The organism is Edwardsiella anguillarum ET080813 (assembly GCF_000264765.2).
In the GTDB taxonomy this organism is placed as follows: Bacteria; Pseudomonadota; Gammaproteobacteria; order Enterobacterales; family Enterobacteriaceae; genus Edwardsiella; species Edwardsiella anguillarum.
This window is the reverse complement of the sequence record NZ_CP006664.1, coordinates 3,311,540-3,326,803: the sequence shown is the minus strand read 5'-3', so window position 1 is coordinate 3,326,803 and position 15,264 is coordinate 3,311,540. Positions and strand designations below refer to the sequence as shown.

Here is a 15,264-nt window from a genome sequence, read left to right as displayed (position 1 = left end):
CCCTAGGGCATGTTTGTTCTGACAGACCCCGCGTAGGCAACGGGGCTTTGCGACGCGCCCAAGGCGCGCGACCTCCCCCCGATGACGCGCACCACGACGACGCGCAAATGTTGTTTTTTACGGCGATTTATTTCAATTTTGTCTTTATTACGTATAAATGTTTCCCCGCGCAGATCCACGGCGTCAGCTAATTTATAGTGCTATGAATTATCATCATTTTGTTGTTCTTCGTTGCAGACTACTTTATGCGCAAAAAAAGCCCTCAAACAGGCAAAGTCAACTATTTTGCAGGCCGTTTTGTGCTGATTTACATTGGCATTGGCGTTTTTCTGTTATTACTGCTGCTGCGCGTGGGCTATCTGCAGTTAATGAAGCAGCCCCAGTTGGAAAAAGAGGCCGATCAGCGCTCGCTGCGCGAGCTGGTCACCCACCCGCTGCGCGGCACCATTACCGATCGCAACGGGCAGCCGCTGGCGGTCAGCGTCGCCTCTAACGATGTGATCGCCGACCCGGTGCGGATACTGGAGCACGACCCCCAGCTCAGCAGCCCACAGTGGCGCTATCTGGCCAACGCGCTGTCGCAGCCGTTGGAGAGCATCCGCGACAAGATCCTGCAAAACGGTCAGCGACGCTTTATCTATCTGGGGCGCCAGATCGAGTCCGAGATCGCGGGCTATATCACCAAGCTGCACATCCCCGGCGTCTCTACTCCGGACGATGCCAGCCGCTACTACCCGATGGGCGAGGCGGCAGCGCCGCTGATCGGCATCGTGGGGCTCGATCAGCAGGGGCTGAACGGTATTGAGCACGGCTTTAACAGCCTGCTGCAGGGCAAGCCGGGCTACCGCCTTTACCGTAAGGATCGCTATGGCCACGTGGTCGGCCTGATGGAGGACGATCCGGCCCAGCAGGCGCCGACGCTTCCCCTGAGCATCGATCGCTATATGCAGTACGCGCTCTACTCCCACCTGCGCGACGGGGTGCTGCGCAACCAGGCTGACTCCGGCGCCGCCGTGCTGGTGGATGTGAATACCGGCGAGATCCTCGGCATGGCCAGCTATCCCTCCTTCAACCCCAACAACTACCAGGGGGTAGCCCAGCAGGATATGCGTAACGTCGCTATCTCCGATAGCTTTGAGCCAGGGTCGACGGTGAAGCCGCTGGTGGTGATGGCGGGCCTGCAGCGCCACCTGATCCGCCCCGACTCCGTCATCGATACCATGCCGTATCCGGTTAACGGCCACCTGATCCGCGACGTCGGCCACTGGTCACGCCTGACCATTACCGGCATTCTGCAAAAATCCAGCGATATCGGGGTATCCCATATCGCGCTGGCCATGCCCGCCGATGTGCTGGTCAATCTCTACCACAGCTTTGGGCTCGGGGTCTCCACTGCACTGGGCATCAGCGGCGAAAGCGGCGGCTATTTCCCCCTGCACCGCCAGCGCTGGTCGGACATTGAGCGCGCGACGTTCTCCTTCGGCTACGGCCTGCGGATCACCCCCCTGCAAATGGCGCGAGAATACGCCACCATCGGCTCCTTTGGCCTGTTCCGCCCACTCTCGATCACCAAGGTTACCCCGCCGGTGATCGGCACCCGAGTGATCGACGCCAACATCGTCCGGACCGTGGTGCACATGATGGAGAGCGACGCCCTGCCGGGCGGCAGCGGCGTGGCGGCGGCGGTCCCCGGCTATCGCCTGGCGATCAAGACCGGCACTGCAGAAAAAATGGGCAGCGACGGGAAATACGACGGCGGCTACATTAACTACACCGCCGGCGTCGCGCCGGCGAGCAATCCGCGCGTCGCCCTGGTGGTGATGGTTAACCACCCGACCGCCGGTAAGCACTTTGGCGGATCGGTGGCCGGGCCTATTTTTGGCCAGATCATGGGCGATATACTGCGCCATATGAATATCGCGCCCGACGCGCTGACCGATCAGGCGATTACCCTCAACCGCAATCCGATCGGCGTGCAACAGCCTGGTACATAAGATTTTTTTATCTTATAATTGGCATATGACAGGTGAAATGGCACCTGTCATCGTCTCTGCGCGCCGCTGCGTCCGGCGCGATACCGACGGACGCCCCCGCGGGAGACGGTGGGCCCGACGATCCCTGCAACCCTACGCACGCGCTCCCCGGCGGTAAGGGCGCGCATGTTTATCGGACTCAGCCTAATGTATTTGTTCGGTTTATCACATATTGTATGCCGGATATCTGTTGCTATTCGCTCCAGCTCAGATTATCTTCAAGCTGCCAGTTCGGACCGAATCCGACACTCCGGATCCCCCTTCCAGCGGCAGCTCTGTCGTACACTATGTCCTCCTGCCGGAGCGTGGGGGGATTCATCACGGTGAACCGGGATCACCAGCGCATCTTGTTCAGAAAAAAACCATGAAGCCAAAAGAATTACTGTTACGCGCAAAAGGCGGCTGCGGCGAATTGTTGACGCCCTATCCGCTGCTTTACGTTATCCTCGCCGCCCTGATCAACCTGGGGCTGGGCTACCGCTTTAGCTTTATCTATGCGCTGGGACTGGCCGGTATTTTCCTGCTGCTGGCACACTACCTGCCGCGAACGCAGCGGGTGCTGCTGCTGATCTGTACCCTGGTCGCCGGGCTCTACTACCCGTTTGGCCGGGTCTTTGGCCCGCCCAACTTCAACTCGGTGTTGGCGCTCTACTCCACCAACCCGGAAGAGGCCGGCGAGATGGCGCAGATCTTTCCCTTCTGGGACTATCTGATCGCCCTGTTTATTCTGCTGCTCGGCGGCGTCCTGGCGTGGCGGCCGGTGCCGCGTGAAAAATCCTGGGGATTGCCCAAGACGCTCTACCTGCTGCTCGCCCTGTGCGGCCTACTGTTGACGCCGGTCACCAACCTGAGCGCCGGCGGCGAGTTTCGCCTGAACGACACCGGCTATCCGGTCGTGCGCTTTATTGAGGACACCGCCAACGGCAAGCTGGAGGTCGATCGCGAGATGGCCCGTATGCAGACGCTCTCCTCCGTCGCCGACAGCTGGCACGTCACCTCGGTCAAGCCCAGACATCAGATCTACGTGCTGGTGATTGGCGAAAGCGCGCGCCGCGATGCGCTCGGCGCCTTCGGCGGCAAGTGGCCCACGACCCCCTTCGCCAGCCAGGTCAACGGCGTCTTCTTCAACGACTATCTCTCCGCGGCCCCCTCGACCCAGAAATCCCTGGGCCAGACGCTGAACCTGGTACGCAACGGACAGGCCGAATATCAAAACAGTATTATCACGCTGGCGCAGAAGGCCGGCTTCCGCACCTTCTGGTTCTCCAATCAGGGGCAGCTGGGCAAATATGACACCATCGTCGCCAGCATCGCCAAGCGGGCCGACGAAGTTCGCTTTCTCAAACAGGGCGACTTTGAGGACGGCAAGTCCACCTCCGACATGGATCTGCTGAACTTTACCCAGCAGGCGCTGGACGCCCCCGCGGAGGGGCCTAAGCTGATCGTCTACCATCTGATAGGCTCCCACCCCAAGGCCTGCGATCGCACCAATAACCACTTCACGACCTTCGTCCATACGAAGGAGACCTCCTGCTATCTGTACAGCATCACCCAGACCGACCAGTTCCTGAGCGAGCTGTATGGCCAGTTGAGCAAGAGCGGGCAGAACTTCTCCATGATCTACTTCTCCGATCACGGTCTGGCCTTCCATGAAAAGGGCACCCGCAGTGAGTTCCTGGCGCACCACGATCGTTACCGTCAGGACTATCAGGTGCCGCTGATGATCCTCTCCGCAGATGACGAACGGCGTACCGTGATCAAGGCGCGCCGTTCAGCCCATGATTTCCTGCACCTGTTCTCTGACTGGACCGGGATCAAGAGCGAGGAGATCGTCGACCGCTATCGCTTTATCTCTGGCCAAAAAGCTATTCCGTCGAAGGTGATGGTGCAGAACTTCGCCCTGAAACAGGTTCCCTACGATAGGCTGGAGGACGATCCGTTTATCGTCCAAGACTCTGCGGCCCAGCGCCGTCAGTAAACGTCAGACCGCGCTGCGCACGCTCCCGGCGCAGCGCGTAGCCTACGCGGTTTATGCCGCGTCGCACAGCGCGGCCAATAGCGCCGCGCTGTGCGACACCCGAGCAATGCGCGGAAAAATATAGCGGAAGCTGTGGCGGTGCTGAACCTCATCCGCCGCCGCGCAGAGATCCTCCGCAATCCAGAGCCCATAGCCATGCTCCCAGGCGCTGCGCGCCGTCGATTCGACCCCGATATTGGTCGAGATCCCCCCCAGCACCAGCGTATCGATGCCGCGACGGCGCAGCTGCAGATCCAGCTCGGTGCCGTAAAACGCCCCCCACTGATGCTTAACGATCTGAATATCCTGCGCCGTTGGCGTAAGCGCCGCCGGATAATCCCACCAGTTATCCGCCAGCGCCCCTCCCGGCGCCGGGGCATCGACCGGCTGGCGCAGGGCATCGGCGCCAGAGGCGCACCAGCCAACGCGCACCAGCACAACCGGCATCGCGCGGACGCGGAACGCCGCCGCCAGCGCGGCGGCGCGGGCCACCACCTCATCGCCGGTATAGGGCGCGGCGGCGACGGGCAAGATCCCCTGCTGTAGGTCGATCAGTACCAGGGCTGTTTTAGCCGGGTCAAGCTGCTGCATCATTGCGCTCCTTATCACTCTGTTCGGTGCGACGCCCCCGCATGGGCCGCCGTCAGGATCACAGTCTAGCGAAGCGCGCGCAGGGATGCGTATCTTCCCCATGCCATTGTGTTAGCAAGTATGAGCCGCAGGCCCTATGCATCCACCAGCGCGAACAGATCGTTAAACGCCTCACTCATCGTCGGATGGGTATAAATCTGATCGCGCAGGACGCTGTAGGGCACGCCGGCGTCCATCGCGGTTTTCAACAGGTTGATCATTTCATGAGAGTCGCGACACAGCAGCGTCGCCCCCAGGATCCGCCCACTCTCGCGCTGAACCACGGCTTTCAGCACCCCGCGGGGATCTTTCAGGGTACGCGCGCGCGGAATGACGCCCACCGGCAGCGTCACCACCGTTACCGCTTCTCCCTGCGCGCGCGCCTGCGCCTCACTCAGCCCAATGCGTGACAGCGTCGGCGTCATAAACACGGAATAAGGGAGCGCGCCGCGATCGCCCGTATGGCGTAGCCCCTTTCCGTACAGGCTGTCACGGACAATGCGGAAATCATCCAGCGAGATAAAGGTAAACTGCGGCCCGCCGTTAACATCCCCCAGCGCCCAGATATGCGGCTGCGTGGTCTGTAGCTGCCCATTCACCTTGATCGCCCCGCGCGCATCCACTTCGACACCGGCCTGCTCCAGCGCCAGCCCGTCGCTATTGGGCAATCTGCCGGAGGCAACCAGCACCGCATCCGCCTGCACACGCCCCGCCTCCAGCTCAACCGTGACGCCCGCTGCATCGTCCTCTATCCGACGCACCCTGCCCCCCAAACGCAGATCGATCCCCTCGTCGCGCAGGATCGTCTCCACTGCCTGCGCAATATCGCGATCCTCACGCGGCAGAAAATCCGCGGCGGCCTCCAGCACCGTGACCTCCGCCCCAAAGCGGCGCAGCAGCGAGGCAAACTCTACGCCAATATAACCGGCGCCCAGGATAACCAACCGCTGCGGCAGCGTCGCCAACTGCAGAAATGATGTGCTGTCATAGACGTGGGATGACGCCGCCAACCCCTCAATAGCGGGCATCGCCGAGCGGGCACCCGTGTTAATGAAAATGCGCTCCGCGGTGATCCGCTGCTCTCCCTGGATACCCTGCACCGCCAGCGTATGGGCATCCACAAACCGGGCATGGCCATTTATCAGCGTCACCTTTGCCAAATCTTCCAGTGCGTGGCGATTATTCTCCCGCAGCATCTCCACCAGCTGCCGCTGACGCAGCACGGCCTCGGCAAAGGGGATACCGGTATCGGCATCGTGTACCCAGCTTTTGGTCGGGATACAGCCCACATTGATGCAGGTGCCGCCGTACTGTTGCGCGGATCGCTCAATCAATGCGACCTGCTCCCCGCGCCGTGCCAAAAAGGCGGCCAACGTTTTTCCCGCCTTGCCAAAGCCAATCACTACGTTCTGAAAATGCGTCATGGGTTTCTCCTGCGTCCAATAACGTGAATAATGGACAGCGTGTCCGATTGGCTTACATTACGCCATTATCGTCCTAGCCCCGCTGTGTCGGAAGCGCAGGATACTGCTCAGGAGTCTCATTATGGATATATTAAGCGCCTTGCTTACGCTACATGAGTTGCGCAGCAGTATTGATGTGCGCTGTCATTTGCAGGGGGAGTGGCAGCGGCCTCACGCCGCTGGTGAACTGAACGCGATCCATTGGCATGGTCTGCTGGACGGCAGCGCCAGGATAGAGCTGGCCAACGGACAGCGTCATACCCTTCAGCCCGGTAGCCTGACTATGCTGCCGCAAAGCGCTGCGCATCGCCTGTGCAACAGCGACGGCGACGTACGCCTGATCTGTGGCACCCTGTATATCGATCCCACGCAGCGCCACCTGCTGGCGGCGCTGCCGGAAACCCTCATCTATCACGAGGAGGGCACCTGGCTGACCGCAACGCTGCAGCGCCTGTTTCAGGAGTCCGCCGCCGCCCTGCCCGGCGGGCAGTTCCTTTGCCAGCGCCTGTCTACCGTACTGCTGACGCTGGCGCTGCGTCACTGGCTGACGCAGACGCCAACCCAGGGCGGGCTGCTGCACGCCCTGATGCATCCACGCCTGGGCAATGCTATCGGCGCCATGCTGCATCAGCCGGAGCAGCCGTGGAGCGTTGCCCGTCTCGCGGAAATCAGCCACCTGTCACGCGCAAGCTTTGCCCGCCAGTTCCGCATGGTTACCGGCAGTACACCGCTGCTGTTGCTTACCCGTATCCGTATGGCGCACGGCGCCGCCCTGCTGGGACGCGAAGCCTTTACGCTCGCGGACATCGCCGAGCGGGCCGGCTACGCCAGCGAGTCCGCCTTTCATCATGCCTTTGTCCGCCACATGGGGCTGACGCCCGGAGACTACCGGCGCCGTTCCCATCAGTTGGCCATGAGTGCGGATACCGCGACGCTATCCTCTCCGACCGGCGCCCAAAATACAGCGCCCGTCGAATGACGGGCGAAAAGAGGCGTTGTTAACAATCTGCGGTCAGCGGTTGATCCTGGTAGCCGTGTATCCTAGCATCGGCCAGGCAGTCCCGGCGCCGGGGGAAGAAAACCGCCGAGTGATGCACGATATACCCGGTGGACGCTACGACGCACCACCCCCACTGGCCACATGCGTTGGCGTAAAAGCGCCAAAAATTGTCCTCTGTTGCAAAGTACATATCGACCTCCCGGTTCGCCCGTACGGCGTCGCCCGCGTCGTTACTCCGCGGCGGGCTGCAGCGTCATCTCCGGCGCGGCGTCATTCAGCGCCTGCTGACGCTGACGCTCCAGCTCCAGCGCCCCGCGATGAGACAGGATGCAGAACAGGATGCAGCAGACCACCCCGCCCATCAGCAGATAGAAACCGCCGTGCCAGCCGAAACGGTCTACCATCACACCAAACAGGCTGGTTCCCAGCGATGCACCGAAGATGTAGCTCATGAAGCCGCGCAGCCCAACGGCGGAACCAACGGCAAAGCTGGGGACGATCTCCATGGTCTGCACTGATGCCAGAAACTGCGGTACATAGATCAGGCAGCCAACGATGGCGGCAAAGACGGTGACAACGGCCAGCGAGTTGCTCTGCCAGTAGCCGATCAGACAGACAAAGATCATCGCCATGCAGATGATGGCCAACGGCATACGGCGACCGTGGAACAGCTTGTCGGTCAGCCACCCAGCCAGCAGGGTTGACGGGATCGCCGCCCACTCAAAGAACAGGAACGCGATGCTCATCTGCTCCTTGCTAAAGTTTTTCTCCGTCAGCAGATAGATCGGCAGCCAGCTGATCATGCCGAAGCGCACCATATAGACGAAAACATCGACCATAGAGATATACCAGGCATTTTTATTCTTCAGCACGTAGGTACAGAAGATCTGGAACGCTGTCATATTTTCCGGAGCACGGGCCTGGGCATGCCCCTTCAGCACCACCTTCTCCTCGGGCATCATCTCATCCAGCGCCGGCAGCCCCTCTTTCTTCGGCGAGCGCTTACCCAATAGCAGCACTACGCCGGCAAAGAGTACGGCGATAGCGGCCGGAACCATATAGCTGGCGCTCTGCCAGTGCTCATTCCCCAGCATGGCGAAGGCGACGCCGATGATCGGTGCCACGATGCCCCCACCCACGTTGTGGGAGATATTCCAGAAGGCGCCGACGCGGCCTCGCTCACAGCGCGGGAACCAGTTGGCAATGGTGATGAAGGAGGGACCGACCCCCATCCCCTGGAACAGGCCGTTACAGACCACCAGCGCGACAAACAGCCAGAAGGCGCTGCTAAATCCCAGCCCCACGTTAACCAGCGCACACATCACCAGGCCGCAGGCCATAAAGATTTTCGGGTTGGCTTTATCCGCCAGGCTGCTCATAACCCCTTTGCTAATGCCATAGGCAATCAGCATACAGCTACTTAATAAGCCAATTTGGGTTGCACTTAAATCCAACTGTTCTTTCAGATAAGGCGTAGAAAGCGTAAAGTTATTACGCACAATATAATACGCCATATACCCCAGGAACACGCTCATTAACGCCTGGACTCTATAGCGTTGATAGGTCGCGGCGACCTTCTCCGGCGGCACCCGCTTTGCCGCGCTGTGGCTGTTCAATGATTGCATATTATCACCCGTTATTTAGTCGTCTGTCAGAGAGGTATTGCTATTTGTGCTGGTAATAATGCGCAGATAAAGACAAGGCGGCAAGCCAGACAAAATGAGTCAGTTTTGACACAAAATAAAATATTCAGGTGCCATTTTGACTCAAACCAAATAACATTGACGGTTATCAGCTGACTTATTTCCACGCAGCAGTTAGGATTGCCGCTATTATTTGAGTCGATTAACAGTATCGACGATGTCCTGCGGATAATATAGCGCCATGTTACGCCGCTTTATTCACCAGCCAGCGCATTGGTTCATTCAGGCAAGTTTGCCCCAAATGCCTCAGCACACGCCCGGCGGCTTTATTTTAAAACCATGAATATGATCACACTTGTCCGTAGGAGTGCGCCATGTACCGCGCCTGTCTAACCCTGATAATCCTGCTGTCGCTGCCCCTGACGCTGCAGGCCAAACGCAGCGAGCTGGTCATGGCGACCACCTTCTCGCCCCAGGCAACGGCCTACATTATCAGCCGTTGGCAGCATCAGCCGGGCGCGGTGCCCATCCGCACCATCAACCGCACCAGTGCATCGCTGGAGCAGCTGCTGGATAACCTTAACGATGGCCATATCGATCTGGTGCTCACCTCATCGCCGATGCTGCTGCAGCACCTGCAGGATCACCATCGTCTGGCGCCCATCGACGCCCAGCCGGCCGAGCTGCAGCGCCAAATTCCCGAATCAATCCGCGCGACCTCGGTGGCGGTGGCGCTCTCCGGCTTTGGTCTCTTGATCAACCGCAGCAATCTGGCGGCCCAGCACCTGCCGCCGCCGAAGGACTGGGAAGATCTCACCCTGCCCCAGTACCGCGATATGCTGTTAATGAGCAGCCCGTCGCGATCCGATACCAACCACCTGATGATCGAATCCCTGCTACAGCAGTACGGCTGGCAGCGTGGGTGGCAGATCCTGTTGATGGCCGCCGGCAACCTCAGCACCATCTCCTCGCGCAGCTTTGGCGTCGCCGATAAGATCCAGACCGGTCTCGGCACCCTCGGCCCAGTCATCGACAACTATGCCCAGATGCTCAGTACCGATCCCCATCTGACATTCCACTACTTTCCGCACAGCGTCGCCGCCCCGACCTATGTGGCGGTCGCCCGCGACGCGCTCTACCCCGGGGAGGCTCGGCGCTTTATCCGCTTTCTGCTCAGCCCCGACGGCCAGCGTGCGCTGGCCGACACCAACACCGGAAAGTATCCGATTGTCGCTCTGCCGGGCAACTCCGCCCGCGCTCAGCAGCAGCGGCGGCTGCTGGCGCAGCCGCAGATGGACTACCGCCTGATCCTACTGCGTCAGCGCCTGGTTCAGGCGCTGTTTGATACCGCCATCAGCTTCCGGCTGCCGCAGCTAAAGGATGCCTGGCGCGCCCTGAACGCCGCGGAGAGCCGGCAGAAACATCCATTGCCCCACATTCGCGCGCTGCTGACGGCCATGCCGATCAGCGCCGCGCAGAGCGAAGATCCGAAGCTGCTGGCACAGTGCAGCAGCCGGGCTGGATGCGAACAGCTGATGATGGAGTGGCAGCAGTTTTTCCATCAAAAGCAGCGCCAGGCGATTAATCAGCTGGAAAACCTGAAATGAAGCGGTTGCTGCGTCAGGCCCGCCGTCTCAGCATCAGCGCCAGCCTGCAGATCGCCTTTCTGGCCAGCGCGCTGCTGACCCTATTTGTCAGCGCCGTCAGCCTCTACTCTTGGCACGCGCAGAGCTCCCAGGTGCGCTACACCCTGGACGACTATTTTCCGCGCATTCAATCCTCGCTGGTGATCGAAAACGCCCTGAATACCCTGGTTGACCAGCTCAATGAATTTGTTCTGGCGCCCGATACCAGCGTACGCCTGCAGTTCCGTCAGCAGATCGTCAGCCACCTGACGCAGATAGAGCAGCTTAGCCACCGCCTGGAGCCGGGAGAGCGCCATCAGCTCGCCGGGATCCTGCAGCAGAGCCGCCAGCTCCTCAGCACGCTGGACAATGCGCTCTACACGCTGTTTTTGGCGCGGGAAAAGACCAACGAGGTCGCCGGGCGCATTACCTGGCTGCACGATGACTTCACCACCGAGCTGAACTCCCTAATGCAGGACTTCAGCTGGCAGCAGGGCGCACTGATCGATCAGATGGAGGGGCGCGATGCTGCCACGATGCACCGGCTACAGCAGCGCCTGCGGGCGGTGCAGCAGGAGCAGCAGCAGGTGTATGCCCTGGCCCGCCTGGAGAATCAGATAACCAACGATCTGCGCGATCGGATAGGCGAGCTGAACAACAGCGACAACGGCGCTATCAACATGGACGGCCACCGGCGCTACCTGGAGTATCTACGCAACAGCGCCGCCGAAATCATGCAGCCTCTGACGGCGCTGCCCAGTACGGTGACCCTGCGCCAGACCATCGATGAGCTGCTGGATATTGGCCTCGGCGCAGGAAAACTTCCGGCGACCCTGGCCGACTATCAGCAGGCGCGTAATGCGCTGCTGCTGGCGACCCAGCAGAAAGAGCGCACCCTCAGCCGGTTTCGCGCCGTGCTGGAGCAGCAGCTGGATACCAGCCACCGTCGGATGCAGACGTTTAACCAGCGGCTGGAGCATATCATTCGCGTCAGCGGCCGGCTGATCCTCATCGCGACCCTGCTCTCCCTGCTGTTGGCGCTGCTGCTGAGCTACGGCTTTATCCGCTCACGGCTGGTGAAGCGCTTTACGGCGCTGAGCCAGGCTGTGGCGCGTATTGGCACCGGCGATCGCACCACGCGGATCCCGGTGTACGGGGTCGATGAGCTGGGGCGTATCGCCCGCCTGCTGCGCCGCACGCTGAGCCAGCAGCACCGCCAGCAGCGCCGCCTCGAGCGAGAAGTCGCCGAGCGTAAAGCGATAGAACACCATCTACGCACCACCCAGGACGAGCTGATCCAGGCCGCCAAGCTGGCGGTGGTCGGCCAGACCATGACCACGCTGGCCCATGAGATCAACCAGCCGCTGAATGCCCTGTCGATGTATCTGTTCTCCGCCCGCCGGGCGCTGGAGAGCGGCCAGCAGGCGCAGGCCGAAGCCACGCTGCAAAAGTGCGATGGTCTGATCGGCCGTATGGATGCCATTATCCGCTCGCTGCGCCAGTTTGCCCGCCGCGCCGACGACAGCCCCCTGCACCCGCTCGCGCTGCGCCAGGCCTGGCTCAGCGCGTGGGAGCTGCTGGCGCCGCGCCACCGGCGTCTGCAGGCACGGCTGACGCTGCCGGCCGATGACGTCTGGATCCGCGCCGACGACGTCCGCCTGCAGCAGGTGTTAGTCAACCTGTTAACCAACGCGCTGGACGCCGCCGAACAGCCGATGCACATCGCGGTCAACTGGCGCCGGCACGCGGGACACCTTGAGGTCACCCTGTGCGATGACGGCCCCGGCTGGCCGCTGGCGCTGGCGCACCGACTGCTCAAACCCTTTACCACCAGTAAACAGGTGGGGCTGGGGATCGGCCTATCCATCAGCCAGTCGCTGATGGAGCAGCTGGGCGGCGAGCTGCGTATCGCCTCCGCCCTGCCGCACGGCGCCTGTATCCTGCTCTGTTTTACCCTGGCGGACGCCCCGCCGCATCTGACGGAAACCCTGAATGCTGACCAGTGAACACGCCATTTTATTGATTGATGACGATCCCGATGTACTGGACGCCTATACCCTGCTGCTGACGCAAAGCGGCTATACCGTTCACGCCTGCGCCGATCCGCTGCAGGCGCTGGCCATGATCCCCGATGACTGGCCCGGGGTTATCCTTAGCGACGTCTGTATGCCGGGCTGCTCCGGCATTGCCCTCATGGAGCGCCTGCGCATCCGCGACAGCCAGCTGCCGGTCCTGCTCATCACCGGCCACGGCGACGTCCCGATGGCCGTCGAGGCCGTCAAAAAAGGCGCGCGTGATTTTCTACAGAAACCGGTCGATCCGGCGCAGTTGTTGGCGCTGACGCAGGCGGCACTCAGCGAGCGGCGATCGGTGGTAGCCCGCCGCAAATGGCAGCGTCACCAGCTGCAGACCGAGCTGGTCGGGCGCAGCGAATGGCTGCGCCAGATGCGTACCCGTCTGCAGAAGCTGGCGGAGACCGATCTGGCCGTCTACTTTTACGGCGAGCCCGGCAGCGGCCGGACCCTGTGCGCCCGCCACCTACATCGCCTGAGCGCGCGCAGCGAAGGCGCCTTTATCGTCCATCAGGCCGGTGACGACGATCTCCAGCGCAGCATCGACCAGGCACAGGGCGGAACGCTGCTGATCCCGCACCCGGATCGCCTGGACGAAGGCGCGCAGTACAGCCTGGTGCGCAGCCAAAGCCACGATCCGCACGCCTTTCGTCTGCTGGCCATCGGCGAAGGGCCGCTGGTAGAGCACGCCGCGGCGCAGCGTATTCTGCCGGATCTCTACTACTGCTTCGCGATGACCCAGCTGGCCTGCCCACCGCTCTCCCAGCGGCCGGACGATATCGAACCGCTGTTTGAGCACTACCTGCAGCAGGCCTGCCTCCGGCTCAACCATCCCCGCCCCACTCTGCCAGCCAGCCTACGCAAAAGCTTGCTACAGCGTCACTGGGCCAACAACGTCCGCGAGCTGGCCAACGCCGCCCAGCTGTTTGCCGTCGGCGTGCAGCCGCTGGCTGACGTCGCCTGCCCCCAGGTGCACGAAGCCAGCCCCACCCCCCTTGACCGGCGCGTAGAGGAGTATGAGCGTCAGATCATCACCGAAGCCCTCAACCTGCATCAGGGACGGATCAATGAGGTGGCGGAATATCTGCAGATCCCGCGCAAGAAACTGTATCTGCGGATGAAAAAATACCACCTCGATAAGACCCACTACCGCTGAGGGTTTCAGTCCGCGGGCGACGCCGGCATCACTCCTCGCCGCCGACGGGCAGGAGCGGTGCATCGCCCTGCCGCTCCCGGCGGCGCAGCCCGCGCCAGCCCAGGGCCAGCAGCAGCGCCAGCAGCGGCAGCGTGGCGACTGTCCAAGTCCCGTTCGGATAGTCACAGGCCATCAGCGCCACGACTCCCAGCAGAAACGCCAGCGTCAGCCAACCGGTCACGGGGGCACCGGGCATACGAAAGGCCACCGGCTCGGCGCGCCCGGTGCGGATCGCCTGACGCAGCTTCATCTGGCAGACGATGATGAATGCCCAGGAGGCGATGATCCCCAGCGAGGCCACGTTGAGCACGATCTCGAATACCCGGGTCGGCAGCAGATAGTTAAGCACCACGCCCACCACATACAGAGCGACGGTGGCCAAGATACCGGCATAGGGCACCGCCTGGGCGCTCATCCGGGCCATAAAGCGCGGCGCCGAACCGCCCATCGCCAGCGAGCGCAGGATCCGTCCGGTGCAGTACAGTCCGGAGTTCAGGCTGGAAAGCGCCGCCGTCAGCACGACCAGGTTCATCAGGCTACCGACGTAGGGTACGCCCAGGCGGGAGAAGAAGGTGACAAACGGACTTTGGCCGGCCTGATAGGCATTCCACGGCAGCAGGCAGACCAGCAGCAGGACGGAGCCGACGTAAAACAGGCCGATACGCCAGATGACGCTGTTGATCGCCCGGGGCACCAGACGCTGCGGATCGCGACACTCGCCGGCGGCGGTACCGACCAGCTCGATCGAGGCGAAGGCAAAGACCACCCCCTGGATCAATACCAGCGCCGGCAGCACCCCGTGCGGAAACAGGCCGCCGTTATCGGTGATCAGATGCAGCCCGGTGGGACTCCCCGCCAGCGGGCGGCCGCTGCCCAGATACAGGGTACCCACCAGCAGAAACAGAACGATAGCCACCACCTTAATCAGGGCAAACCAGAACTCCATCTCGGCAAACCACTTCACGCCGATCATATTCATGGTCGCGACCAGCGTCAGCGCCATCAGGGCAAAGAGCCACTGAGGCACCTCGGCAAAGGCGCCCCAGTAGTGCATATACAGCGCTACCGCGGTGATATCGACGATGCCGGTCATCGCCCAGTTGAGAAAATACATCCATCCGGCCACATAGGCCGCCTTCTCCCCCAAAAACTCCCGCGCATAGGAGACAAAGCTACCGCTGGCCGGGCGGTGCAGTACCAGCTCACCCAGCGCGCGCAGAATAAAAAACGAAAACAGCCCGCAGATCAGGTACACCAGCGCCAGTGAGGGCCCCGCCGCCTGTAGGCGCCCGCCGGTGCCCAGAAACAGCCCGGTGCCGATGGCGCCGCCAATGGCGATCATCTGGATCTGCCGCTTTCCCATCCCCTTCTGGTAACCCGCCTCCTGGGCGTCCAGCGCACGCCGCTGCTGATCTGCCTGCGCCTCAGCACCCTTACCCGGTAAATCCATTCTTCAATAACCTATTTTTGATCTGTCTGCCATGCCCGCACCGAGATCGTCCCGCTGCGCGACACACCGCGTCCCGGGCCGCTCTGTACCCGTGTATCCACATGATTTACGTTAAAAAATCAGAAGGAGCGACAGC

At 61.6% G+C, this 15,264-nt stretch carries 10 protein-coding genes; 6 read left to right on the top strand and 4 right to left on the bottom strand.

The window, feature by feature from the left end:
- Nucleotides 1-245: 245 nt before the first annotated feature.
- Together ETEE_RS14975 and ETEE_RS14970 are read left to right on the top strand one after the other, a co-directional pair.
- A complete protein-coding gene (locus tag ETEE_RS14975) occupies nucleotides 246-1,994 on the top strand; it encodes a penicillin-binding transpeptidase domain-containing protein (protein WP_034164423.1) in 1,749 nt (582 codons plus the stop codon).
- Between the two features lie 403 nt (nucleotides 1,995-2,397).
- Nucleotides 2,398-4,011 (top strand): phosphoethanolamine transferase, encoded by a 1,614-nt coding sequence (locus ETEE_RS14970; RefSeq protein WP_049703750.1) that lies wholly within the window; start codon nucleotides 2,398-2,400, stop codon nucleotides 4,009-4,011.
- 51 nt (nucleotides 4,012-4,062) lie between these two features.
- Here the strand turns inward: ETEE_RS14970 and ETEE_RS14965 are convergent, their stop codons facing one another.
- Together ETEE_RS14965 and rclA are read right to left on the bottom strand one after the other, a co-directional pair.
- Nucleotides 4,063-4,641: a hydrolase gene (locus ETEE_RS14965; protein ID WP_174434956.1), complete on the bottom strand. Its 579-nt coding sequence runs from the start codon at nucleotides 4,639-4,641 to the stop codon at nucleotides 4,063-4,065.
- 134 nt (nucleotides 4,642-4,775) lie between these two features.
- On the bottom strand, nucleotides 4,776-6,104 hold the full coding sequence (rclA, locus tag ETEE_RS14960) for a reactive chlorine resistance oxidoreductase RclA (protein WP_034164331.1): 1,329 nt from the start codon (nucleotides 6,102-6,104) through the stop codon (nucleotides 4,776-4,778).
- Nucleotides 6,105-6,225: 121 nt separating this feature from the next.
- Here rclA and ETEE_RS14955 point away from each other — a divergent pair, with 121 nt between their 5' ends.
- Nucleotides 6,226-7,122 (top strand): cupin domain-containing protein, encoded by an 897-nt coding sequence (locus tag ETEE_RS14955; protein ID WP_049648834.1) that lies wholly within the window; start codon nucleotides 6,226-6,228, stop codon nucleotides 7,120-7,122.
- A 251-nt stretch (nucleotides 7,123-7,373) separates the two neighbouring features.
- On the opposite strand, the gene pgtP is transcribed toward ETEE_RS14955, so the two are convergent.
- Nucleotides 7,374-8,768, bottom strand: a complete 1,395-nt coding sequence (gene pgtP, locus ETEE_RS14945; protein ID WP_034164332.1) for a phosphoglycerate transporter PgtP — start codon at nucleotides 8,766-8,768, stop codon at nucleotides 7,374-7,376.
- Nucleotides 8,769-9,160: 392 nt separating this feature from the next.
- Between pgtP and ETEE_RS14940 the strand changes: the two genes are divergently transcribed.
- The 3 genes from ETEE_RS14940 to pgtA are packed head-to-tail and all read left to right on the top strand — an operon-like array spanning nucleotide 9,161 to nucleotide 13,639.
- Entirely contained in the window at nucleotides 9,161-10,393 is a 1,233-nt protein-coding gene (locus ETEE_RS14940; RefSeq protein WP_034164333.1) for an ABC transporter substrate-binding protein, read from the top strand.
- Nucleotides 10,390-12,417 (top strand): two-component system sensor histidine kinase PgtB, encoded by a 2,028-nt coding sequence (gene pgtB / locus ETEE_RS14935; protein ID WP_034164334.1) that lies wholly within the window; start codon nucleotides 10,390-10,392, stop codon nucleotides 12,415-12,417. Before ETEE_RS14940 ends, pgtB begins: the two co-directional genes overlap by 4 nt.
- Nucleotides 12,404-13,639, top strand: coding sequence for a two-component system response regulator PgtA (gene pgtA / locus ETEE_RS14930; protein WP_034164335.1), 1,236 nt, complete (start codon nucleotides 12,404-12,406; stop codon nucleotides 13,637-13,639). The genes pgtB and pgtA overlap by 14 nt, the downstream gene beginning before the upstream one ends.
- Before the next feature lie 28 nt (nucleotides 13,640-13,667).
- Here the strand turns inward: pgtA and ansP are convergent, their stop codons facing one another.
- Entirely contained in the window at nucleotides 13,668-15,128 is a 1,461-nt protein-coding gene (gene ansP / locus ETEE_RS14925) for an L-asparagine permease (protein WP_034164336.1), read from the bottom strand.
- Nucleotides 15,129-15,264 lie beyond the last annotated feature (136 nt).